Source organism: Pseudobutyrivibrio sp. JW11, assembly GCF_900115355.1.
GTDB classification, from domain to species: Bacteria; Bacillota; Clostridia; order Lachnospirales; family Lachnospiraceae; genus Pseudobutyrivibrio; species Pseudobutyrivibrio ruminis.
This window is the reverse complement of the sequence record NZ_FOWB01000007.1, coordinates 49,566-75,477: the sequence shown is the minus strand read 5'-3', so window position 1 is coordinate 75,477 and position 25,912 is coordinate 49,566. Positions and strand designations below refer to the sequence as shown.

Below are 25,912 nucleotides of genomic sequence, written 5' to 3'. Positions count from 1 at the left end.
GAAACCATGAAGATTCTTTTATTAGATGTTAACTGCAAATACAGCTCCACAGGCAAGATAGTGTATGACCTTTATCGTCGCCTCAACGCTGATGGACACGAGGCTCGTATCGCCTACGGCCGTGGAGATGTCATAGATGAACCAGGCATTTACAAATTCGGTCTGGACTGGGAGACAAAAAAGCACGCCCTGCTTGCTAGAATCACTGGCAAAAACGGCTGCTACTCACCAAAGTCCACAGCAAATCTTATCCAGTACATCAAGGATTTTAAGCCGGATTTGATTCACATACACGAGCTCCACGCGTACTTTGTAAACATCACAGAGTTGCTGGAGTTCCTCAAGGAGCAGCAGATTCCTGTCGTGTGGACCTTCCACTGCGAATATATGTACACAGGCAAATGCGGCTTCGCATACGAGTGCCAGGGATATAAAAGCGGATGTGGCAACTGCCCATATCTTCGCCAGTACGTAAGCTCACTGGCAATCGACAAAACAGCTCAGCTCCTTGCTGAGAAAAAGGCTGCCATGGATGGCCTGAATCTTAAGGCAATCGTCACACCTTCCAAGTGGCTGGCTGATAAAACAAAGGAAACATATCTGTATGGCAACAACATCCAGGTCATACATAACGGAATAGATACCGACGGCATTTTCTACCCACGTCCAAAAGACGACGCCATCCGCAACCAGTTCGGCATCCCAGCTGATGCAAAGCTTATCCTTGCGGTTGCGCCAAACATCATGGATGTCCGCAAGGGCGGCCAGATGGTGGTAGATTTGGCAGAGACTATGCCGGACACACATTTCGTGCTGGTAGGGGCCGATGAAACAAAGCGTCACTCAGCAAATGTGCAGCTGATTGCCCGCACCAAGGACCAGGACGAACTGGCTCGTTGGTATTCTGAGGCAGATTTGTTTATAATATGCTCGAAGGCTGAAAACTTCCCAACCACCTGCATCGAGGCATTGTGCTGCGGCACACCTGTTGTAGGATTGGATGAGTGCGGCACCAAGGAAACCGCGCCAGAGCCTTACGGCACCTTCGTCCGCGTGGATATCGCTGGCGACGCAGATGTGAAATATGCCGCCACATTGGAGGCATTGCAAAAAGCCATCGGCACACAGCTTAGCCGTGGCCTCACTGCTGACGAAATCCGCGCATACGCCGTAGAGCACTATGACAATGCGGTAATGTATAGAAATTATTTGGAGATTTATAATGGAATTTCTCAAGAATAGATTACGAGATGTACGTGACTTAGTTAACTACATCAGATACTTCCACAAATTCAAAAAAGTAGGCAAGCGCTGCGTCATGTCCAAGCCTCTAAGACTTACCAACTTGCAAAACGTTGAGCTTGGCGAGAAAGTTTACATCCTCCCAGGCCTTCGCATGGAGACTTTGGAATACAAGGACGGAGTGCAGTTCAACCCACTCATCAAAATCGGCAATGGCGTCACCATCGGCCAGAACGCCCACATTTTCTGCGCAAGCGGAATCACAATCGGCGACAATGTTGGAATCGGTGGCAATGTCATGATTAATGACTGCGCCCACGGCTACGCAGATTTGGATGCTCCAATCCAGGACCAGCCAATCTCTACCAAGCCAATCGAAATCGGAGAAAACACACTTATCGGCAACAATGTGCTCATCCTTCCAGGAGTAAAAATCGGGCGCAATTGCTGCATCGGCGGCAATGTTGTCATCGCCAAAAGTGTTCCAGATTATTCCGTGGTATCAGCCCCACGCCCACGTGCCGTGGTAATGCCACATTAATAGGAGTTTACAATGAAAGTTTTACACATAGGAATGCCGTCCCACTTTACAGAAGGGATGCTTTACCAGGAGAACATGTTAATTGCCATGAATCGTAAGGACGGCCACGATGTTACAATCATCACCGACGTCTATCACTACGAGGGCAGCAAGCTTGTGAAGGGCCCTGAGGAGGACAGAATCCTCGACAACGGCGCCCGCCTTATCAGATTAGAATATGACCGAGTTTTCAATAGCGACCTTTGGACAGAGAAAATCCAGAAGTGCCGCAAGCTCAAGAAATATCTCAAGGAAATCCAGCCAGACACCATCCTTTATCACGGTGTGTGCGGATTCGAAATGATGGATGTGGCAGATTACTGCAAGCACCATCCAGAGTGCCTTTTCTTCATGGATAGCCACGAGGATTACACAAACTCAGCTATGACACCACTCAGCAAGGCATTCTACAAATTCATCCATGGCCACTTCGTTCACAAGGCGTTGCCACAGGTTGATAAGATTCTCTACCTTGGCGTGCAGATGAGAGATTGGCTCAAGGATATCTACGGTATTCCAGATAACAAGATGGAGTTCATGGCCATCGGCGGAATCATTTATTCTACCGAGCAGCAGCGCGAAGCTCGCCAGAACATCATCAATAAATACAGCCTTCCACAGGACGCCATCATCATGGCTCACTCAGGAAAGCTTTCAGCAGGCAAGCGCACAGCCGAGCTTTTGCAGGCATTCACACAGGTTAGCGACCCACGCCTTGCACTGTTTGTATTCGGTTCCATTCCAGAGGATATGGAATCCACCCTTCGCCCACTTTTGGAGTCAGATAATCGCATCCGCTTCATGGGCTGGAAGGTCAACAAAGAAATCGAGGAATTCCTTGCAGGCGTTGATTTGTACTGCCAGCCAGGTGGCCAGTCATCCACATTCGAGACTGCCATGTGCTGCGGCTGCGCCAACATGACATATCCACACGAGACCTACAAGGATGCAACATACAGCGATTGCAACGGCGAAAACTACTTCTTCGTGGAGACAGTAGAGGATATGGTAAACGTATTCAAGAGCATCACAGAAACACCGCTTCTTTTGGAGCAGACAAAGGCCAAGTCATTTGCATTCGCAAAGCTTCAGTTTGATTACGAAGTAATCGCAAGAAGAATCTACACAGCTTAAAAGCTAAAGAGGATAAAATGAGTAATAAAGAACAGTTTGAAAAATTTTGCCAGGACAATTACGTGTGCATCTATTCAAAGCCATGGTGGCTCGATGCAGTAGTAGGCCCTGAAAATTGGGATGTATGGCTCTACGAAAAGGGCGGCCGCATTTGGGCTGCTATGCCATATTATCTCGAACAGAAAAACGGAATAAAGCGTATCACCAAGCCACCTCTCACACAGACAAATGGCTTGATTGTCAGCTACCCAAAGGACCCACAGTCCCTTGCAAAGCGCGCTAGCTACGAGGAAGAAATCTGCGACGCTGCCATCGAGTTCATCGAGAGCATGGGCCTCGATATTTACGAGCAGCAGTTCCAGTACAAGTACCAGAACTTCCTTCCATTTTTCTGGCACAGATATAGCGTAATCCCTCGTTACACATACGTTATCGAGGATACATCCGATATGGAGCAGGTTGATAAAAATATCAGCAGCAAGTATAAAAACATGATCCGCAAGGGTGAGAAAAACGTCCACCACTTCGGCACCATCGATGCTGATACATTCTACACCGAGCATGAAAAGATTTTCGCTCGCCAGGATTTGCCAGTTCCATTTTCAAGAGAGCAGTGGCATCGTATATACGAAGCAGCCTACGCCCACAATGCAGGCGAAGTTTTTGCAGCACTGGGAGAGAACGACGAAGTTCTTTCACTTAGCTTTTTAGTTTGGGACGAGGAAAGCCTCTATCTTGATGCAGGCGGCCCAATCCCAGAGCATTCAAGACTTCAGACATACGACGCACTTGTCCACAAGTCAATCGAAAAGGCCCACGACCTTGGCCTCAAGTTCGACTTCGAAGGCAGCGTTGTAAAGCAGATAAATCACAGCTTCCGCGAGTACGGCGGCAGACCAGTGGAATACTATCGTTTCCGCAAGGTCTTTAATCCAGAAATCATCCGCAAGGAAGCAGAGGAAACTATTGCAAGATTATGATGAACACAGAGTTTGATTACAAAGTAGATTTAAAATCCAAGAACATTCTTATTATCATGCCAAAGTTCTACGCTTATCAGAACGAGATAAAGAAGGACTTGGTGGCCCGCGGCGCCAACCCTCATTTCTACGATGAGGAGCCTGAAAAGACAAAGTTCTTGATTATGAAAAATATCGAGAGCATCTTCCACAAGCCAAACATTTTTGATAGGTTCAACAAAAAGCTTACCAATCAGATTTTGGCAGAGATGCCGGCAGGCGGATATGACTATTTACTTGTCATCCGTGGCAATGTTTTAAATGAATTGACTATCCACGAGCTAAAGCTCCACGCCCTCAAGGCCAACGGAAAATCCATCTATTATTCATGGGATTCCTTTGAAAACATGCGCCACAAAGGCGAGCTTGGCCGTCTTTTCGACTGGAGAGGCACATTCGATTCCGTGGACGCAGCTAATTCCGATATGGATTACAAGCTCCTTCCACTTTTCTATTCAGATGAATTTGATGCAAACAACATGGATGAGGTGCAGGAATACAAGTACGATTACGTTAGTGTTTCAGCCTTCTTCCCATTCAGATACAGATATTTCAAGGCATTCAAGGAAGCAAACAAGGATAAAAACCTTTGCCTTAAGCTCTACCTGAATCCTAGCGTATATCGCGGCAAAAAGCTGAAGGACCCTAAGCTTGTAAAGAACCTTGATATGGATATCGTAAGCTTCGAGCCATTCAGCCCAGACACCATCCGCGACATGGTGAAGCATTCCAAGGCAGTCATCGACCTCGCCCATGAAAAGCAGCAGGGATTGACAATGCGTACAATGGAAACCCTTGGAATCAAGCGAAAGTTGGTAACAAACAACATTTATTTACGGGACTATGAGTTCTATAATGAAAATAATGCGGTGGTTCTCGAAAACCTACCTGCAAAATGCGACGAAGCCGAGGCATCCGGTGATTACTCAGCCTTCGTATTGCCAGATGAGCAATGGCTTGATAGCCCATATGTTGAAAACGAGCAGGTACGCCGCCGCTATTCAATACATTCATGGATTGATAATTTATTTGAGGTATAAAAAATGAAATATTTAATAACAGGTGCAAATGGATATATAGGTCAGGGAGTTGTGAAGACTATGCTTGATCTCGGCGCTGAGGTGGTGGCCACAGATTTTCACACAGATGACGTGGACCCACGTGCAAAGCGAATCGACGCAGATCTTTTCACACTTGAGGACCCATATGGATATTTTGAAAAGCCAGATGTTGTAATTCACTTGGCTTGGCGCGACGGCTTCCGCCACGCTTCAGAAAATCATATGAACGATTTGCCACATCACTATGATTTCATTTCAAAGATGTGCCGTGCCGGCATCAGAAAGATGTGTGTCATGGGCACCATGCACGAAATCGGCTTCATGGAAGGCTGCATCAAGGCAGACACACCATGCGCACCACAGTCACTTTACGGTATTTCAAAGAATGCCCTTCGCCAGGCTACCATGCTCCTCTGCAAGGAGACAGGCGTGAAGCTTCAGTGGCTCAGGGGCTACTATATAGTTGGTAACGCTCATAAGGGCTGTAGCATTTTCTCTAAGCTCACAGCTGCAGCAGAGGCAGGCGACACCACATTCCCATTCACCACAGGTCAGAATCAGTACGATTTCACAGATTACGATTTATTCTGCGAGCAGGTTGCTAAGGCAGCTATGCAGGATGAAGTGCTGGGAATCATCGAGTGCTGCACAGGCAAGCCAATGAAGCTTGCAGACCGCGTAGAGAAATTCATCGAAGACAATGGGTTCTCTATCAGCTTAGCTTACGGCACATTCCCAGATCGCCCATACGATTCAAAGGCAGTTTGGGGTGATAGCTCGAAAATTGATAAAATAATGGCTTTATATTAAGGAGATTAGAATGAAACCAGTACTTTACATAGTAATTCCATGCTACAACGAAGAAAAGGTATTGCCTATCACAGCTCCAATGTTCTTAGATAAAATCAAGGAGCTTGTATCAGCTGATAAAATCGATGATAAGTCTCGTGTAATGTTCGTAAACGATGGTTCAAAGGACACTACATGGGAAATCATCAAGGATCTTGCAAAGCAGGACGAGCACTTCGTAGGCATCACACAGAGCCGCAACCGTGGTCACCAGAACGCAGTTCTTGCAGGACTTATGGAAGCAAAGGAGCTTTGTGATATCACTATCTCTATCGACTGCGACGGTCAGGACGATATCAATGCTATGAACGAAATGGTAGATGCATATTTGGACGGATGCGAAATCGTCTATGGCGTTCGCAACAGCCGTGCTACAGACACATTCTTCAAGCGCTTCACAGCTGAAAGCTTCTATAAGCTTTTAAATGGCATGGGTGCAGAGGTTGTTTTCAACCACGCTGATTACAGATTAGTTTCAAGCCGCGTGCTTAACGAATTCGCAAACTTCAAGGAGGTCAACCTTTTCCTTCGCGGAATGTTCCCACTTGTAGGGTTCAAGAGCACTAGCGTTTACTATGCAAGAAACGAGCGTATCGCCGGCGAGAGCCATTACCCACTTTCAAAGATGCTTTCCCTTGCATTCGACGGCATCACATCCCTTAGTGTTAAGCCTATCCGCATGATTACAGGCTTCGGTATTTTTGTGGCTTTCATCAGCCTTATCTTGCTTATATATTCAGTGGTACAGCACTTCCTTGGCAATACAAACGCCGGATGGTCTAGTATCATGGTGGCAGTCTGCTTTCTTGGCGGCATCCAGCTCATCTCACTTGGTGTAATCGGTGAGTACGTTGGAAAGACCTACATGGAGACAAAGGCTCGCCCACGTTATATCATTTCAGAGAGAACTTACGATGAAAGAACCAACGATTGAGAACTTCCTCGCCTTCGAGCGAGAGCACAAATGTAACCAAATAGAGATTGAAGGCATGCATGCGTGGGCTTTGTATCGATACGAAATCCACAATGCCATCAAGGCCGAGACGGTGGGCCGCACTGAGGGCGATGCCCAGGGGTTCACCAAGTCGGAGCTCATCAGGATGGCTATCAATGCCCTAAAGCCTTTCACTTATAAAAATGTGGATGTGCTTTTCATCGGAAACGGACGTCGTACCAAGAATGCCGACACTGGCATCTACGAGGACATCTATTGCGATGAGATAGCAAAGAAGTACAACAGCGTAATTCTTGAACATCCAGAAAACCACGGACATTGCACACCTAACGGAATGGACAATGTCTATTTTACTGATAGGGTGGCATTCCAGACCAACCTTGCAGTAAAGCTATCAAAGAAATTAAATACAAAGAAGCGCCAGCAGCGCACAGCTGCCGTTACAGAAAAAATCGGCCCAATCCTTGATGCAATCAAAACAGAGTTTGGCCCGGATTTAAGAGAAAAGCTTATTCCTGATATCGTTGATAGAATGTACTACATCGATATCACAAAGAAATATTGTGGCAAGATTTTGGACAAGGCTAACCCAAAGCTCATCATCGAAATCTGCTACTACGCAATGGAAAGCTACGCTATGAGCATGCTTGGCCACGAGAGGGGCATCCATACCGCGGAATACAGCCACGGATTTGCATTCCCTACTCACACACCAATGCAGTACAATCCAGAAGACCATCTCACAGAGCTTCCGGACGACGAGCTCATCTACAGCGAGACACAGCTTCCAATTGTGCACCTGCCTGACAATGTAAATATGATTACAGTCGGCTTCCCATTCTTCGAAAAGCAGAGAGCCCACTACCAGGCAGAAAATCCAAAGGATGACAAAACCATCTGCTTCATTTCCACCCTTGCAGAGGGCGAGCAAATCAGCAAGGTGGCAGCAGCGGTGGCAGATATGATTGGGGATGAATACCACATCATCTACAAGCTCCATCCACTGGAGTTTGGCTACTACAAAAAGCGTTATCCTTGGCTTGTAAACGACAATCTGGATGTGATTGACAACAATGAAAATCACATCTTCAAATACCTTGCCGCATCAAGCGTGGTTGTCAGCACCCGTACAGCTTCAGTTTGGGAAGGCATCGGCTTCGGCTGCGACACCATCCTCTTAAACTATGGTGACACCGCCGTAAATATGGAGTATTTTATAAAAGAAAAGAACGTGCCGCTGGTTGACTCAGCAGAGCAGGTTGTGGACCTTATCAAAACAGGCCGCGCCGGCAAAGTGGATCCAGATGGCATGTTTGAACCTAACGCATTTGCGAATATAAGTAACTACATAGAGAGGTATATAAAATGAAAACAGTAGCATTCGTACCTATAAAAATGAACAATGAGCGCCTTCCAGGCAAGAACACAAAGTGTTTTAGCGACGGCACACCCCTTGTGCGCGTTATAACTGAAAAGCTTGCAGCCCTCAAGGGTGATTGCATCGATGAAGTTTACTGCTATTGCAGCAACCCAGCCATCAAAGAATACTTGCCAGAGGGAGTAGAGTTCCTTGAGCGCCCTACATTCCTTGACGATAAGTTCTGCAAGGGCCGTGCAATCTACGAGGAATTCGTAAAGACGGTAGAGGCTGATGTTTACATTCTCTGCCATGCCACAGCACCTTTCACTACTACAGAGCACATCAAAGAGTGCATCGAGGCAGTACAAGCTGGCAAGGCATCATCTGCATTTGCAGGCCAGAAGCATCAGACATTCTTCTGGAAGGATGGCAAGCCATTCAACTTCGATTTGAGCAACCCACCACGTACACAGGATATGGAAGCATTCTACACAGAGAACCCATCTCCATATGTATTCACAAAGGAGTGCTTCGCAGAGACACACGCAAGATGCGGTCTCAACCCATACATCGTTGAGTGCGATGCAGCAGAGTGCGTAGATATTGATAATGCTGACGATTTCGAGTTGGCAGATGCAGTATACACATTCCTCAAGTCAAAGGGAAAGTTAAAGTAAGAAAGTAAGGTTTTTTTATGGAACAGCATATCAGACTTTTAGACTGTACTCTCCGTGACGGTGGACACATCGTCCAGGGTAAATTCGGCGAGTCAGTTATCAAAAACACAATCAAAGGATTGGTAGAGGCAGGCGTAGATATCATCGAGGTTGGTTTCCTTTGGGACAGCGTCAATGACAAGGACACAGCTCGTTTCTACACAATCGAGGATGTTAAAAGAATTTTGCCAGAGGATAGAGGTCATTCTCACTTCTCACTTATGGCAGATTTCATCGATTTGGAGCACTTGGAGCCATGCGACGGAACTATCGAATACATCCGTCTTTCATTCAAGAGATGGCGCCTTGACTGGGGTCTCAAGACAGCCCGCATCCTTATGGATAAGGGATACAAGGTCTTCATCAACCCAGTAAACAACAACGTTTATTCAGACAAGGAATATATCGAGGTTCTTGAAAAGGTTAACGAGCTTCACCCATACGGTTTCTCAATCGTAGATACCTTCGGTGTAATGCGTGTTAACGACCTTTCACACAGATATTATTTGGTGGAGAACAACCTTCTCCCAGATATCACAATCGGCGTTCACTTACACGAGAATCTTGGTTTGGCTTACAACCTTGCGCAGCATGTAGCACAGATTGCCAACCCAACACGAAACATCGTTATTGATGGTTCACTTCTTGGAATGGGCCGTGTGCCTGGCAACCTTTGCATCGAGCAGATTGCAGATTACATGAACGAGCAGTACGGCACAAGCTACGCCCTCGAGCCAATCTACGATGTAATCGACGACTACATCGCACCAATCAAGGCCCGCGAGCCATGGGGCTATGCAATCCCATACGCCCTTTCTGCAAAGTACTACCTACACCGTACATACGCAGAGCATTTGATCAATAAAAAGCGTCTCAAGACAAAGGATATCCAGCGTATCCTTTCGCAGGTGGACCCTTCTGAGGCAGAGACCTTCAACGAGGAATACATCGACAAGCTCTACATGGAGTACATGGATGTTAAATACGATGACAAGGCAGATTTAAAGAATCTTTCAGATATCCTTGCAGGCTACAAAAACATCCTTGTTATGGCTCCAGGCGAGAGCCTCAAGACATCTGCAGATAAGATTGCAGCAGCAAAGACAGCCGACACATGCACTATCGCAGTAAACTTTGTGCCAGAGGCAGGTGCCGATATCATCTTCCTTACAAACACAAAGCGCTACGATAGCATCAAGGACAAAAAGGGCGATAGCAAGCTTGTTATCACTTCAAACCTTATGCGTGATATTGAAAGCTACGATGCAGCAATCGCTTACAATGAGCTTGTATATTTCAACGACGAATACAATGACGATTCCACATTGATGCTTATCAATCTTCTTGTAAAGCTTGGCGTCAAGGAGCTTAGCTTCGCAGGCTTCGATGGCCGCAAGAATGGCAAGCTCAACTTCGTGGACAATTCACTTGACGGCCACCAGGACAACCCTGAGCGCAGCCAGAACACAAAGCGAATCTTAGATAACGTATTTGCGGATGTGAAAAAGACTTTCATTACTGAGAGTGAGTATAAGTAAACTAGACTCCATTGCCTAAAACTTTAGGTAATGGAGTTTTTTATTCATCAATTGTTCAGAAATTATTCTTGATTTCAACATGCTTATGGAGTAGACTCGAATTAGAATAATTCCATAAAATAGGGAAATGGGGTTAAATTTAAAAGGAAGGTGTCTATTATGAAGAGATTCAAGATTGCAAAGGTTCTCTCTCTTGCACTTGCTGCAGTATTTGCAGTATCAGTATTCACTACTAGCGCATCAGCTGCTAGCCGTGCAGATCAGTACAGAAGAGAGCTTACTACTGAGGAAGTTCAGTGCCTCTATTCAATGTTTGATGCTAAGTTCTATGCAAGCGCAAATGCTGATGTAATGGATTATTATGGATTCGATTACTACACAACAGATTGCGACATGACATTGTTTGCTCACTTCTTAGCATGTGGCCTTTGGGAAGAGCGTCAGCCAAACGCACAGTTCAACGTAGATGTTTATGCTACTAGAAACGTTGATCTTCGTGCAGCTTATGGCGATGACATCGTTGCATACTATGTTCACTATGCAACACATCCAGAGGAAGTTACATGGCGTGTAACACCAACACTTGGTGATGCATTCAGAAACGGTATCACAGTATACTCTGTATACGATATGGTGCTTGGTTCAACATCAGCTGTTAAGGCTGGAGCACTTCCAGTACAGACAGTTAATTATGCACCAGTACTTGGTATCGGCGTTAAATAATTAATTGATACTATTTGCAGAGAGTTGGCTTTTATAGTCAACTCTCTTTATTTATGTTAAAATAATTCCCATGATGTGTACTTTACGCAATTAAAATGCATTAAGTATAGGTGGGATTGGAGTAATAATAATGGAACAAAATTCTAGGGTGGCAAAACTTTTTAAAGCGATAGTTGTTATCGGAGTAGTCGCTTGGGTAGCAATTACCTTAAACACCGGATTTTACGTGGATGAAAATGGTCTGCTTACAATATACAAGGGTATATATCAAGGACAACATATGTTTACAGACAGCTGGGAGTCACTTCAAACAGGTGGTTTTTTAGCTTGGCCTTTGTTGGCTTTGTATTACCAGGTGTTATCGCCATTATTTGTATCAACAGGTATTAATATTGGCCTGGTATTGTATATGCGAATTATGTATATGGTAGTGCGCGGATTGATTGCATTATATCTTTACTACACCATTCGAAAAACAAAGTTCGAAAATAGTGCATATTATGCAGCATTGTTTTATTTTATGTTTGTTGTCACTTGGAAGAATTTTTCATACAAGTCATATTGTGAAATGGCAGTTATGATGATTATCTGTTTCTTGATTAGATACTATGAAACGGAAAAAGTGCGATATTTCGTATTGGTAGGTGTGGCTTGTTGCGTGGCAATACTTGGTTATCCAACCATGATTATCCTGGCATTTTTCCTAGGTGCAATGATTTTGTTTGGCATGTATCATGGCCAGTTAAATGCAAAAGCGCTAATAGCATTTGTTGTTACATGCTTTGTGATTGGTGGAGCTTTTATTATTTATCTACAAATAACTACAGGACTTCCTCAAATGATATCCGAGCTTCAGTATCTTGGTGATCAGGATTACGAAGAAAGTGTTATTGTTCGTTTAGGAAAGATTTTGCTTAGTTATGCAGCTCTTGCGATAGTTGCATATTTCCCAATTGTAGTTGTGAACCTTGTTAGAAAGGCTCGTCAGTTTTCAGATTACGCCGAAGGGGTTCTTCTTACAATTTATTGGTTTGCATTTTTAGCAGGTATTTGCTTGATTAAATGGGATAGCGTATCGAATTCACGATTTGTATACGCTTGTATTATCTTATTTTTCTGGGTTCCATACTTCCTTAGAGATAGAGAAGATAAAACATACACTAGAATCGGCGCCTATAACAATACTCTTTCAAATGACAAGGGCGTACTTTGGATGATGTTTGCAATCTCCATAGCAGCACAATTAATTTGGTCTGTATCTACGAACCAAGATATCTCCGTGCCAGGCCATATGGCGGTATACGGTGTGATAGCATTGATAATAATAATCTCTGATGAGGATTCTGAATTAGAGATGTTAGGTCTTACAAGGCTTATAATATTATCAGCAGCATTCTTCCTGTGCTTCTGGGTGGCAGAAGGAAATGGAGGATACTCAGATATCACAAAGGAACGATGGATTGTAACAGAAGGTGAGCTTAGGGGAATAGCACTTTTGCCAGAGGACTACGAGGCAAATCAATCTGTATACAACTTGGTTAGCCAGTACGTTGGCGAGGATGATTATCTTTTAGTGGCATTTGGTAGCAACAGCACTGGTTACTTGAACAGCGTTGCACAACAAGGTACATACTCTGTATACGCTAGAACACAAAAGAACACTAAGCTTCTGGATTTCTATACATTGCATCCAGAAGATATGGCCGATTATGTTTTGATTGATCAGTCAAATACAAAGTATGAAGCCTTCCGTGAGGGAGAAACTGGATTATATATCCTGGAAACATATACAAATGAAATTGCTACAGATGGCAATTTTGTATTGCTTGGACGAGGTGATGTTCAGTAATGAAAAAAATGATAAACAAAAATAATATATTTATAGCCCTGGTTTTACTGGGGCTTATATTTGTTGCAAGCCTTCCTGCTTTTAGAAGCGGAATATATCAGGGACATGATTTAAGCTTTCATTTAGGGCGTATTCAGGCTATTGCGGAGGAATTAAAAAACGGTCAGTTCCCTGTGCGGTATGAATCAAATGCATGGTATGGCCACGGCTATGTTAGTACCACATTCTATGGAAATATATTTCTCTACATACCAGCGCTTCTTTACATGGCAGGACTTCCTGTGTGGAGAGCTTATAATGTGTATGTGATTCTTGTGAATGTATTCACGGCACTGATTGGATACTATAGCTTCAAGGGACTACTTAAATCAGATAGATGGGGACTTGTTGCAACAGGGATATATATGTTGGCTGGCTACAGATTATCAAATCTATACGTCCGCACAGCTCTTGGCGAATACACAGCCATGATATTTGTTCCTCTTGTTATTTACGGAATATATCGTATTTACGTTAACAAAGGGGAATACAGCACTATCAAATTGATATTGCCACTTATTATCGGCACAACCGGCTTAATAGAAAGCCATATTCTAACTACAGAGCTAATCGCTGTATTTGTATTTATTTATGCCCTTGTAAACATAAAAAGAACAATTGCTTGCATAAAAGAATTGCTAATAGCCATGGCAGCTATCCTTGGTATAAATGCATTCTTCTTGATTCCATTTATAGATGCATATACATCTATGGATTTGTATATCAATACAGAACTGAGTCAAACTAGTATCAGGTCAGATGGCTTGTATTTAAGCCAATTGTTTGGAATATTGACTACAGGTAAGGGCAGCAGCTACCCTTGGACTACAGAGGGAGAGGGATACCTTAATGTGGGGATTGTAGTTATTCTTTGCATCGTGGCAGCACTTGTCCTATTAATTAGAGACATCATTAATAAAAACGCCAACAAGAATTATATAATTCTATTCGTCTTTGGTTTAGTTGCAGCATGGATGGCAACTGTATACTTCCCATGGGATGCATTTGCCGGAAACGGTTCATTGGATCAGCTGATGTCAAGCGTTCAATATCCTTGGCGTTATGTCTTGATACTTACGATATGCTTCACCATTTGCGGTGTCTATGCAATAAGCCAACTTTTAAGCAAGATAAATTTTGCAATCGTCTTTTGCGTCATAGGCGCTATTGCCGTCCTGACCACTGGAGTATTCGATTACACTCTTTCATGGGGCAACATTACGGTAGCTAATCAGGATGCAGATGAAACTTGGGCGGATAAGCTTTATCTGCCAGTGGGTACAGACAGAGACAGCCTCAGCAACACAGAAATTATTAAGGATAATGAATCTGGAACAGTAACACTTCCTGTTCTTGCATATGATAATTTGCATGTATATGACAGCCAGAATAATGAAATACAGTGGACTGTAGGGGATAACAATTGCATTCAGGTAACTTACGATGGCGATTACACAAAGCTTTATACAAGGTTTGTGGAGCCTTTATGGTGGAGAGTAAGTGAAGTTATTAGTGCGATTAGCATAGTAGTATTAGTGGTTATTTATCAGAAAGAGAAAAGAACTAAGAATAATGGAAAATAAAATAGAAAAAACGTTAATTAGAATATTATTGGTGCTATCCATTGGAATGTATTTATTTTTGTTTGGATTCTCGTTTTTATTTAGCTACGTAAATACGGTATTAGAAGATGAACATTTAACACGTGTTACAGATTCTATAGTGGTAAATGCTATAGCTGTAGTATTGGTAATTTTGGTTATATACCTAGTAAATAGGTTTACTAGGGAAAAGCTATTAGCGATTAAAACGGAAAGATTAGCGCTTATACTTTCGGTGCTATCATCGATTATTGCTCTGTGGTGGGTGTTTGCAAGTGGGGCAGCGCCTCAGGCGGATCAGTATAAAATATGTTACGCTGCATCGCAGCTAAATGCAGGTGATTATTCATCTTTGGAAAAGGGAGGATATTTGGCTGAATGTCCCCATCAGTTAGGTATTGTTACGTTTATACGTTTTTTATTTTTCGTTTTTGGAGATGGTAATTATAAAGCTTTTCAAGGCGCTTCAGCATTGTCAGTTGGGTTGATGGTACTGTGTATATATAAAATTACGGTTATATTATCAAAAGATAATCACATTGCTGAAATTATTAGTTTAATATTTGCTGTGACATGTTTTCCACTATATTTCTATTCAGCATTTGTGTATGGAGAAATAATATCAACCATGCTTATAATGTGGGGTTTCTATTTCTTTTTGAAGCTAAATGAAAAGTTTAATTATAAAAGGTTAGTGGCATTTGCATTATTAACAGGGTTAGCAGTTTTTATCAGACAAAACTCTATTATTGCAGTAATAGCAATGCTAGGGGTGGCATTTGTTAAAATGCTACTTGAACGAAATAAAAAGACTATTATTATTCTAATTGCATTAATACTTGGAGTATTATTTCAAACAGCAACAACAAAAATAATATATAGCACACATACCGCCGATGATGCGGAAGCTATTCCTAGTATTCTTTATATTTCAATGGGAATGAATGATGCTGGAAGATATGCTGGCTGGTATGATGGATCCAATTTTGAAATATTTGAAAGAAATGATTGTGATTCGGAACTTGCAGCAGCTGAGGGAAAAGAGATAATTAGAGATTTTATTTCATCAGCAAAGCAATCTCCTGTGTCATGCGTAAACTTTTATTTGCGTAAAATCCTTCAGCAATGGAGTGCTCCAATGTACCAATCTATAGTAATGAACAACAATATTGAGGGAGAGCAATCATCGATAGTGAAGAGTCTCTATGAACCTGATAAAACGTGGAGCTTTTTAGATGGTTGGATGAATATACATCAATTATTGATATATTTATCAATCCTCGTTTTTTTGATTTGTAGTTGGAGAAAAAGTAGTAATTTAGTAGATTTTGTAATCGTAATTGCGATATTTGGTGGATTTCTGTTTTCGATATTATGGGAAGCAAAGGCTAGATATGTATTCCCTTACTATTTGATGATGATACCAATTGCTGGAATTGGTATCGAAAAGATATTGGATATATTAAAGAGGAATAAATAAAGAATGGCTGCCGATTTTATATCGGCAGCCATTTCTTATTAATTGGATGAACTATGTTTGATAAGATTTTTGTTAAGAATAATCATGTATGAAACATAGAAAACAAAATTGATTACAGCTAAGAACCATTCGTTCACAGTGTTGTTGAAAAGATATACACCATAAGTTGTTAACGACAAGCAAGTAATACCAATTAACAACGGAATTGTTTTGATTTCTATAAATACAATTACGATAGCCAGTATCTCAAAAATGAAACCATATCGCTCATGCATTGCAGGTAAGAATGTGATGGTCGAATATGTGAGAATAAAGGCGATGAGGATAATATTAACGTTGTTAAGGTTTATATTATTTCGTATCCACATATACATAAAGGAACCAAGGATTACAACTGTAAGAGCCATTGCAGCATATTTAAGGAAAGTGTAACCTTCAGCTCCGGTACCATCGTTTAATAATCTCCAGAATGTTGGGAAACCATTAGAGATTGATGTATGTAGGCTTGTGTTGTCAGTATATATATGTATCATTTCACTGATTGTACGACCTTGAACTAATGATGGAAGTGCAAGTATTGTCATTGTTACAGGAATCAAACCAAAGTGAAGAACGCTAAATTTGCGTTTATAAAAATAATAGAAAAGGAAAAATGGCAGTGCAAATACGGACTGGAATTTGAAAGCAAAGCCTACTCCATAATATATAAATGCAGGAATATATTTTTCTTTTCTAAGGAAAATTATAGAAAGTACAACCCAAAATGTATAAATGGAATCACATTGCGCCCATGCAGCAGAGTCCATAAGAACTACAGGTGAGCAGCTTACCATAATAAATGATAATAAAGTCTTTTCGAGTTTATTATTTTCTACGATATCATATACTAAATAAGCAACAGCTCCAGCTAATAAATAATCAAAAATGCAGCTTAGTATTTTGTATGCATATAGTGGTTCGATTGGTAGATAAGTCATTAATGCTATTAATAACTGGTAAGTGAAGCTGTAATTAAGACCTTCGACTGGTTTTCCAAGTCCTAGAAGTCCGCCATTATCCTTAATAGCGTTGTACCAAGGTATTAAACATAAATCAGCATCGGTGGTATAAAAGTTACGTAAGAAATATCTAATAGCGATACTGAGAATTACAGCGGCGGCAAATGCTAGTGCCAAAATATGTTCGTTCATCCATTTGAGAATTCGTTCTTCAAACTTGAAAATCATTGTAATCTCCTTAATTTTTGTATTGAAAAAAACTTTGTGATATAATTTTAAATACTTATGTGATTATATATTAATTTCAAAAAGTTTAAAAGATATAAAGTTGGAGAACACACAGATGAACGTGCTTAAAAATAACAAATCTAAGATAATAATTGGGGTTTTATATTTCATTCTATTTATCCCTGTTTTTTATTCAATATATTACTCTGTCCCTGCTAGCGATGATTTTGCAATGGCCCTTGGCAGAGATGCATACGGAAATGTAGTTAGTGAATTTATTGCAGCAGTTGTTTTCTTTTGGACCAAAAGAGGTGGCACAATCTGTAGCTTTGTAGCTGAATATCTTATTAATCCACTTAATTTGCATGTTCATCTAGGCCATTGGTATGGCATCTATATGATAATTGCATTTATTATTTGCATGTTCTTGATTTACATGGGGTTAAAAAAGCTTGTCTTTTATGTACTTAAGGATGCTGACAATGCTCCTTTTGCTTCAGAAATAATTACATTCTTAGTTATTTTCATGTTAATAGAGAATTACTATTATGTAGAAACATATAACTGGTATGTTGGTATGATTTCCTATGCTGGTGTAATGGCTTTATTGTTTTTGAATATATTTCTTACATTACGATTCGCAGAAACAGGTAAAAAGAGTGCCTATGTTTGGATGATAGTTACTGGTGTAATTGTAGCGAATACATCTGCATTCGATATTCCTCTTGGAGCATTCTTTGTGTATATTGTTTTATTCAACAAGGAATTTGATAAGTTTGTAAGTTCAATATTCAAAAAGGTATTACCTCTTTTACTTTATATTGCAATGGGACTTATCACTATCATGGCTCCTGGCAATTATGCTAGACAGAGTCAGTATACTGAGGGAGTTTCTGTAGGAACAGCATTAAGACAGACAGTCGCAGATGTTCAGTTCTTTGGAATGGCCATCATAAAAGAAAGACCTGTAACTCTAATTATTGCAGTAATGCTTGTTCTTCTTGGTTTTGCTGTTAATAACAAACAAAGAAAACGCCCAGGAAACATTATCTTATACGGAATTGTTGCAGTATGTGTTTGGATTGGTTGCATTCTTCCTTATGTCTACGGACGAGGAATGACTCGAACATATCTTGATGTACGTATGCAGTACGTTTTAGATTATTTCATTGAAATTGGAATATGTATTGGCTGTGTGATGTTGGGGCAGTGGATAGCATATATTATTAAGGTTGATTTATCTAAGGCTGCATATATAGCCACATGCGCGGTAGCTGTTCTTGGTGTAGCAGCTCTAGTTGCAACAGGCAGATATGCTACAACAGTTACATATGAAGTTTATGCTAAGCATGCAGATATAGCAGCTAGCTATGATTTGTGGAATGGAATTTTGCTAGAAATAGAGAATAGTTCAGATTCTGATGTGACAGTAGATAGAGATTATAATGTTTCATGGAACAAATATTTCTTATATTCTGGCATGGAACCTGGAGAAGTATATGCGGTTGAATTGGACTCATTATACGATTCACAGCAGATATTACCAAATGTATATTACAAGAAGAATTCAATCACAGTAAATTATCCAAGATAAGAGGAAAAAGCATTGAAAAAACTACTTTCAATTGTGGTTCCTTGTTATAACGAAGAGGAATCAGCACCTATTTTTTACAAAACAATTCATGAAATGGAAAATCAAATTGAATCTGTAGATTTAGAATTTGTATTTGTAGATGATGGCTCAAAAGATAATACTTTAGAAATTATAAAAAGTCTCCGCAAGGCTGATGAACGAGTACATTATGTTTCTTTTTCACGTAATTTTGGAAAGGAAGCGGGTATATATGCAGGCTTAGAAAAGGCAAAAGGCGATTACGTCGTTATCATGGATGCGGACCTTCAAGATCCACCAGCAATGCTTCCACAGATGCTTTCATATATAGAAAGTGGTGAGTATGAATGTGTTGGGACTCGACGTGTTGATAGAAAAGGCGAGCCACCTATTCGTTCATGGTTTGCAAGAAAATTCTACAAGATTATGAATAAAATAAGCAGCGCTGATATTGTGGATGGTGCCAGAGATTATCAAATGATGACAAGACGCGTTGTGAATGCGATTCTTTCTATGGGCGAGTATAACCGTTTTAGTAAAGGCATTTTTGGCTGGGTAGGCTTTAAACGTAAATGGCTTGAATTTGAAAATGTAGAGCGAGTTGCAGGAGAAACAAAATGGTCCTTCTGGAAGTTGTTTGTATATGCAATCGATGGAATAGTTGCCTTTAGTACAGCACCACTGACAATGGCTTCTATTTTTGGAACTATTATGTGCCTTACAGCCTTTCTATTTATTTTAGTTATTATAGTGCGTACTCTAATATTCGGAGATCCAACAAGTGGATGGCCATCAATGGTTTGTATTATTTTACTTGTGTCTGGAATCCAGCTACTATGCCTTGGAGTACAAGGACAATATTTAGCAAAGACATATTTAGAAACTAAGAAGCGACCTATATATTTAGTTCAGGAAGAGGAATAAAATGGAAAAGAAAAAGTTTTGGATTCCTTCACTATTAATTACAGTTATTTGTCTAGCTGTGTTGTGGATTGTTTGTCCTGTTTGTTTTCAAAATAATGATGATAAGACATTAATGTATTTGGTCGCTGGATACTTCACTGGAGAGCCAGAAGCGGGAACCATTTTCGGAAGTTTCTATTATTATGGAATTATAGCGCTTCTTTACAAGATTTATTCAGGAGTTGCTTGGTATACTATTGTTCAGCTTGTGATGATAGCGATTAGCTTATGGATAGTTTGCAATTCCTTAATAAATGTAACTGCTACAAAAAGTAAGGTGATTGGTGTAGTTGCATTTATACTTATGTTTTTATTTGTATTTTTGCACTTTTCCACAGCTCTTCAATACACGGCAACCGCAGGATTGGTTGCAGGTGCGGCAGCTTGTAGCTTTATCGCAAGTTTAGAATATGATGAGATCAAAGAAGTACACTTTATCGTGTCGGTTATCATGTTGCTTGTTGCATATGGTATACGTAAACAGTTTGGAATAGTAGGATTAGGCGCGATACTATGTATCATGTTTTTCGAACTCTTTTCAAACCGTAGAAGCGTAGTTATCAAAAAAGCATTAATTGTATTGGCTGCATTTATTCTTGCTTTTGTATCTAATGCAATTTATGAAAAGGTTACCGGCATAGCAGAGTTTAATGAGTATTATGCTCAAGCAGGTACATGGATAGATTATCCGCATTTAGCCTATGAAGATGATGTAGATGGAGTATATGAATCAGTAGGCTGGGATGAACCATTATATAATGCAGTAAGTAATTGGTTCTTTATGGATGAAAGACTTACCACTGAAAACTTTGAAGTTTTGGTAAGTGCATATGATGGTAATGATTTATCTTTGAGAGGTTATTACGATAGAGCACACAATCTTATGTTATCTAGTATGGTTGTAAATATTCAGATAGCAATATGGGTAATAGTTCTTCTTATAGTTAATGGTTCAGTTTTAATTAAAAGGCTTGAAAAGAGACTGTTACTTACGATAGATGGCTTGTTTGCTATGTTTGCAGTAGTGTCTGTATATTTCTTAATAGAAGGTAGATTTCCTATGCGAGCATATCAAGCCTTGGTGTTTATTTTTATGGTGCCATCAGTGGTTATGTCACTTAGGGTGCTATCTACACATGATTCAAAGAAACTATTGCTATCAGTAGTTGCTTGTATGGCTATAGTTCCAATGATAGGAGCGGTAATAAAGCCAGACACTAACATTATCAAGTATACGTATACAGTAGCACATGATATTTATCGTACAGCCGATATTGAAAAAAGTGATGTATTGGAACAGTATGCAATAGCACATCCAGACGAGATGTTTATATACGACTTGGATTTAGCGCTTCCTGCTGGTCCATTTACAGTATACAAAGATAGTGTCCCTAAAAACCTAGTATTTTGGGGTGGATGGGTGTACAATACACCAATGTATTGGAAACAGATTAAAGCTAGTGGGTTTGAAAAACTTTATGCTCAGGAATTTGTATCGGGAGATGTATATTTCTGCGGTAGTAATGTATCAGAGGTATTAGTTCAATATATGCAGTCTCAGTATCCAAATGTAGAGTGCAATGTTGTAGATCAAATTGGGGATATAACTATTTATCAGTTTACCAATTAGGAGGACTAGAAAATGATTCCATTCAATGTACCACCATGTGTGGGAACAGAGGAAAAATATATAAAGGATGCCATTGCAAAGCACAAGATTTGTGGTGATGGCGAATACACTAAGAAGTGCAATGCTTGGTTTGAAGAAAAGACAGGAGCTGCAAAGGTTCTTCTTACAACTTCTTGCACACATGCTACAGAAATGGCAGCACTTTTGTGTGATATCAAGCCAGGTGATGAGGTTATCATGCCTTCATTCACATTCGTTTCTACAGCAGATGCTTTCGTACTTCGTGGGGCAACAGTTGTATTTGTTGATATTCGCCCAGATACAATGAATATCGACGAGGCAAAGATTGAGGCTGCCATCACAGACAAGACAGTTGCAATCGTTCCAGTTCATTACGCAGGTGTAGCTTGCGAGATGGACGTGATTATGGACATTGCAAAGCGTCACAACCTCAAGGTTGTTGAGGATGCAGCTCAGGGCGTTATGAGTACATATCATGGCAAGGCTCTTGGTACAATTGGTGACTTTGGTGCATACTCATTCCACGAGACAAAGAATTATTCAATGGGAGAGGGCGGAGCCCTTCTTATAAATGATGATGCAAATGTAGAAATGGCTGAAATCATCCGCGAAAAGGGTACAAACCGTGCTAAATTCTTCCGTGGACAGATTGATAAATACACATGGGTAGAGGCTGGCTCTTCATACCTTCCATCAGAGCTTAACGCTGCATACCTTTACGGACAGCTTGAAAAAGCTCAGGAAATCTTCGACGACAGAATGAATTCTTGGAACAAGTACTATGCTGCTTTCAAGGAGCTTGCAGATGCAGGCAAGGTAGAGCTTCCTACAGTTCCAGAAGGATGCGAGCACAATGCCCACATGTTCTACATTAAGTGTAGGGATTTGGAGGAGCGTACAGCTCTTATTAGCTATGCCAAGGAGAATGATATCCTCATGGTATTCCATTACATTCCACTTCACTCGGCACCAGCCGGAAAGAAGTACGGTCGTTTTGCAGGTGAGGATGTTTACACTACAAAGGAGAGCGAGCGCTTGGTTCGTCTTCCTCTCTACTATGGTCTTACAGACGAGGATCAAGCAAAAGTAATTAAGACGGTTATTGATTTTTATAAATAGAGAATAGATAGGGGTATAAGTAATGCAAATAATAGATATGCCATGGGAAATTAAAAACTTAGGCAAGCGTAGCGTATCTATGGTAATAGATTCAAGTGATGATTTGAATCTTATAAAGGAAAACATAGAAGCTATTTCTGATTATGAATATCAGGTAATTAAAGCTCCAATAGAAAGAATGGATGTGTCATACATACTTCAGGAAAATGGGTTTGTATTTGCAGAAACTGCATTTGATCTTAGCCTAAAGCTAAAGAATCTCAAGTGCCCAGATACTTATACCAGATATATTGACTATACTTCATATTCCGAAGCTTCCTCAGAGGCGGTTCAGCTTGTTGATTCTGAAATACGAAAGGGGATTTTTAATACTGATAAAGTGGCGCTCGATCCTCTCATGTCAACAGAACTTTCAGGACAGAGATTTGCAAATTGGTTTACCACAGAAGTAGAGAGTGGTAAATCAAAGTGCTATTTGGTAAATCTCGAAGATAAGCCAATTGGATTTTTTGGAGTAAAGGATGTAAACGAGAAGAAAGCTGACTCATTTCTGGCTGGTCTATTTGACAACGATGATGGTAGAGGATTTGGTATTTCTACAATCTACTATCCTTTATTGGTGGCAAAAGAATCAGGAAAGAAGACTATGACAGCCAGAGTTTCTTCAAACAATCCTAATTCTTTGAAGGTACATCTGGAATTAGGATATAAAATTGATAAAATGCATTATGTTTATGTAAAGCATAATGATAATAAATAGAAAAGGACTGATAGGGTTATGAAGGTTTCTTTTGTAATACCATGTTACAATTCTGCAAAGACAATCGAGAAAGTGGTAGCAGAAGTACAATCAAAAATGGACACGCTTTCTAAATACACTTATGAGATAGTTTTAGTGAACGATTGTAGTCCAGACAATACGTTTGATGTGATTAGAGATTTGTGTGCTAAAAATCAAAATATTATTGGCATCAATCATTCGAAGAATTTTGGACAACATGCAGCATTGATGGCAGGATTTCATTTTATTTCAGGAGATATTGTTGTTTGCCTTGATGATGATGGACAGACACCAGCTGATGAAGTTGACAAGCTATTAGAAAAAATAGATGAAGGTTACGATGTTGTATATGCTCAGTACGAACATAAGCAACACTCTGGTTTTAGAAACTGGGGCAGTCATCTTAACAAAAAGATGACCGAGATAATGCTTAATAAACCTAAAGAGCTATACATATCGAGCTATTTTGCAGCTAAAAGATATGTAGTGAATGAGATGCTAAATTATAAGGGGGCATATCCTTATCTTATAGGCTTAGTTTTAAGATGCACTAGAAATATATGCAATGTAAAGGTTAATCATCGTGAAAGAAAAGAAGGCCATTCAGGATATACATTTAAAAAGCTTCTAGGCTTGTGGATGAATGGATTTACTTCGTTTTCTATTTTGCCACTTCGATTAGCAACATATGGTGGCTCAATTATAGCTATCTTAGGTTTTATATATGCTATATATGCAATTATTAGTAAGTTTATGAATCCGGATAGAATGTTAGGTTGGAGTTCACTTATATCAGTTAATTTAATACTAGGTGGACTTATCCTGATAACACTTGGTTTGATTGGAGAATATGTTGGACGTATATTTATCAGCATAAACAATTCGCCACAGTACGTTATAAAGAATGTGATTAATTACAATGAGGATAAAGCCTAGTGAATGCATTAATTAAAAAATATTGGTATCGTATACCTCTAACCGTAGGCTATATACTTATTTTTGCAAGTTTCATATATTCTATTTTTTATTCTATGCCTGCAAATGATGATTTTGCATGGGCGGTAGAATGGTGGTCAAGCAATAGAGTGGTTGAAATGTTTCACCGTATCGGGTGGAATTATATGAATTCCTTCGGAAACTCAGGGATATTTGCCATAGCAATACAGGTTTTATTTAATCCACTGTACTTGTTTGATAATGTGGGACATAGCTTCGGCATTTGTATGATTATCGTAAATACAATAATCATGACTGGAATACTATGGGCTGTTAGAACATTGTTTAAGTATATATTTCAGATAAATAGCCAAGTTGCGTTAGATATCATTACATTTTTGGTTGCGCTATTAGTCACTACTAGCTATTACTACAGTGATGTATATAACTGGTGGTCAGGTACACCTGGTTATTCTGGAATGATGATGATGTGCCTAGTTAGCTGTGCGGCAATGCTTCGATACAATGCTGATAAAACAAAGAAGCGCTATATAGCTATGATAGTTCTTGGAATGATAGCGTGTACCAGTATGATGTATTGCGTGGCGGTAGGTGCTTTCTATGTGGTGTATACATTCATAGTATATTTGCACAACGGCGATAGAATCGGCAAAAAGCTTTTACCACTAGGTATGTATATTCTTTCCGGTGTGCTTATGGTTATTGCACCTGGTAATTACACCAGAATGAGCAATGAGGAAAGTACAGATGCTAGCTTGTTCAATGCAGTTATAGTTACAGGCTATCGCATTATCACAAGACTTACAACTACAATACAAACAAAGCCCTGGGTAGTGGCTATCATGCTATTGATTCTGCTGCTTGGAATATTTGTTGGCAGCAACAGAAAGCACAACTTACTTGTGATTATATTTGGTGCAGTATGCACCATAGTCGCTGCTTTTAGTGGTCTTTTACTATATGTCTATGGTTCAAACAAAACCATAGATGCTGAATTTACACCTAGAGTATATTATGTAGAAGATTATATGGTATTCATAGGGATGGCAATTGCTATTTACGCCTTTGGTTCTTGGATAAAGCAAATCATTGGCGTTCAAATAAATACTATGGTAGCTGCTGGAGTATCAGTTATTGTAGTATTGTTATTCGCCGCCTACATCATGACAGGCGGTAGATACGCAGGAGTTATTCAGGTAGATATATTGGCTCATGCAGACCTTATAAAGGAAAGCTGGGTATTTTGGGATGAGATTTTACAGGAGGTGGAGAGCGCCGAAGACGGTGCTGAAATAGTAATTAATAAGGAGAATGTAGACTGGTGTCAGTATTCATACTACGTCAGCTTGGATGAGATACCTAGAGAAACACTTACAGAGGATGCTAAATATGGCAACTGTAATCAGTGCGCGTCTAAGTATTATGGGGTCGATTCAATAATAGTAAATCTTTATTGA

General features: G+C 40.3%; 22 protein-coding genes. 21 read left to right on the top strand and 1 reads right to left on the bottom strand.

What is annotated here, in order from left to right; genetic code table 11:
- Positions 1–6: 6 nt before the first annotated feature.
- The 14 genes from BM102_RS08240 to BM102_RS08175 all read left to right on the top strand — a co-directional run bounded on the left by BM102_RS08240 (position 7) and on the right by BM102_RS08175 (position 16,146).
- A complete protein-coding gene (locus tag BM102_RS08240; RefSeq protein ID WP_090480852.1) occupies positions 7–1,242 on the top strand; it encodes a glycosyltransferase in 1,236 nt (411 codons plus the stop codon).
- Complete coding sequence (locus BM102_RS08235) at positions 1,223–1,783, top strand: acyltransferase (RefSeq protein ID WP_090395142.1); 561 nt, start codon at positions 1,223–1,225, stop codon at positions 1,781–1,783. The genes BM102_RS08240 and BM102_RS08235 overlap by 20 nt, the downstream gene beginning before the upstream one ends.
- A 12-nt stretch (positions 1,784–1,795) precedes the next feature.
- A complete protein-coding gene (locus tag BM102_RS08230) occupies positions 1,796–2,956 on the top strand; it encodes a glycosyltransferase (RefSeq protein WP_090480849.1) in 1,161 nt (386 codons plus the stop codon).
- Positions 2,957–2,973: 17 nt separating this feature from the next.
- The gene (locus BM102_RS08225; protein ID WP_033152086.1) at positions 2,974–3,936 is read left to right on the top strand and encodes a GNAT family N-acetyltransferase; all 963 of its coding nucleotides are present in this window, start codon (positions 2,974–2,976) and stop codon (positions 3,934–3,936) included.
- Positions 3,933–5,015 carry a WaaS/CpsH family glycosyltransferase gene (locus BM102_RS08220; protein WP_090480845.1) on the top strand — a complete coding sequence of 361 codons (1,083 nt, stop codon included), beginning with the start codon at positions 3,933–3,935 and terminating at the stop codon, positions 5,013–5,015. Before BM102_RS08225 ends, BM102_RS08220 begins: the two co-directional genes overlap by 4 nt.
- A gap of 3 nt (positions 5,016–5,018) precedes the next feature.
- Positions 5,019–5,846 (top strand): NAD-dependent epimerase/dehydratase family protein, encoded by an 828-nt coding sequence (locus BM102_RS08215; protein ID WP_044935147.1) that lies wholly within the window; start codon positions 5,019–5,021, stop codon positions 5,844–5,846.
- Between the two features lie 10 nt (positions 5,847–5,856).
- Positions 5,857–6,819, top strand: coding sequence for a glycosyltransferase family 2 protein (locus BM102_RS08210; RefSeq protein ID WP_090480842.1), 963 nt, complete (start codon positions 5,857–5,859; stop codon positions 6,817–6,819).
- A complete protein-coding gene (locus BM102_RS08205; protein ID WP_090480839.1) occupies positions 6,800–8,209 on the top strand; it encodes a hypothetical protein in 1,410 nt (469 codons plus the stop codon). Before BM102_RS08210 ends, BM102_RS08205 begins: the two co-directional genes overlap by 20 nt.
- Positions 8,206–8,877, top strand: a complete 672-nt coding sequence (locus BM102_RS08200) for an acylneuraminate cytidylyltransferase family protein (protein WP_033152072.1) — start codon at positions 8,206–8,208, stop codon at positions 8,875–8,877. Before BM102_RS08205 ends, BM102_RS08200 begins: the two co-directional genes overlap by 4 nt.
- 17 nt (positions 8,878–8,894) lie before the next feature.
- On the top strand, positions 8,895–10,454 hold the full coding sequence (locus tag BM102_RS08195) for an aldolase catalytic domain-containing protein (protein WP_090480836.1): 1,560 nt from the start codon (positions 8,895–8,897) through the stop codon (positions 10,452–10,454).
- A 159-nt stretch (positions 10,455–10,613) separates the two neighbouring features.
- The gene (locus BM102_RS08190; RefSeq protein ID WP_090480833.1) at positions 10,614–11,177 is read left to right on the top strand and encodes a hypothetical protein; all 564 of its coding nucleotides are present in this window, start codon (positions 10,614–10,616) and stop codon (positions 11,175–11,177) included.
- Positions 11,178–11,307: 130 nt separating this feature from the next.
- On the top strand, positions 11,308–13,026 hold the full coding sequence (locus tag BM102_RS08185; RefSeq protein WP_090480832.1) for a glycosyltransferase family protein: 1,719 nt from the start codon (positions 11,308–11,310) through the stop codon (positions 13,024–13,026).
- The gene (locus tag BM102_RS08180) at positions 13,026–14,648 is read left to right on the top strand and encodes a glycosyltransferase family protein (protein ID WP_090480829.1); all 1,623 of its coding nucleotides are present in this window, start codon (positions 13,026–13,028) and stop codon (positions 14,646–14,648) included. The genes BM102_RS08185 and BM102_RS08180 overlap by 1 nt, the downstream gene beginning before the upstream one ends.
- Entirely contained in the window at positions 14,638–16,146 is a 1,509-nt protein-coding gene (locus BM102_RS08175) for a glycosyltransferase family 39 protein (RefSeq protein WP_090480826.1), read from the top strand. Before BM102_RS08180 ends, BM102_RS08175 begins: the two co-directional genes overlap by 11 nt.
- A 38-nt stretch (positions 16,147–16,184) precedes the next feature.
- Here the strand turns inward: BM102_RS08175 and BM102_RS08170 are convergent, their stop codons facing one another.
- Positions 16,185–17,372 (bottom strand): glycosyltransferase 87 family protein, encoded by a 1,188-nt coding sequence (locus BM102_RS08170; protein WP_090480823.1) that lies wholly within the window; start codon positions 17,370–17,372, stop codon positions 16,185–16,187.
- A 115-nt stretch (positions 17,373–17,487) separates the two neighbouring features.
- On the opposite strand from BM102_RS08170, the gene BM102_RS08165 reads away from it, so the two are divergent.
- The 7 genes from BM102_RS08165 (at position 17,488) to BM102_RS08135 (ending at position 25,912) form a co-directional block, all read left to right on the top strand.
- Complete coding sequence (locus tag BM102_RS08165; protein WP_090480819.1) at positions 17,488–18,966, top strand: hypothetical protein; 1,479 nt, start codon at positions 17,488–17,490, stop codon at positions 18,964–18,966.
- A gap of 12 nt (positions 18,967–18,978) precedes the next feature.
- Positions 18,979–19,908: a glycosyltransferase family 2 protein gene (locus BM102_RS08160; RefSeq protein ID WP_090480816.1), complete on the top strand. Its 930-nt coding sequence runs from the start codon at positions 18,979–18,981 to the stop codon at positions 19,906–19,908.
- Between the two features lies 1 nt (position 19,909).
- Complete coding sequence (locus BM102_RS08155; protein ID WP_090480813.1) at positions 19,910–21,577, top strand: hypothetical protein; 1,668 nt, start codon at positions 19,910–19,912, stop codon at positions 21,575–21,577.
- A gap of 12 nt (positions 21,578–21,589) precedes the next feature.
- Entirely contained in the window at positions 21,590–22,717 is a 1,128-nt protein-coding gene (rffA, locus tag BM102_RS08150; protein ID WP_090480810.1) for a dTDP-4-amino-4,6-dideoxygalactose transaminase, read from the top strand.
- A gap of 22 nt (positions 22,718–22,739) precedes the next feature.
- A complete protein-coding gene (locus BM102_RS08145; RefSeq protein ID WP_090480807.1) occupies positions 22,740–23,477 on the top strand; it encodes a GNAT family N-acetyltransferase in 738 nt (245 codons plus the stop codon).
- 18 nt (positions 23,478–23,495) lie between these two features.
- Positions 23,496–24,434 (top strand): glycosyltransferase family 2 protein, encoded by a 939-nt coding sequence (locus tag BM102_RS08140; RefSeq protein WP_090480804.1) that lies wholly within the window; start codon positions 23,496–23,498, stop codon positions 24,432–24,434.
- 185 nt (positions 24,435–24,619) lie between these two features.
- Entirely contained in the window at positions 24,620–25,912 is a 1,293-nt protein-coding gene (locus tag BM102_RS08135) for a hypothetical protein (RefSeq protein ID WP_143085474.1), read from the top strand.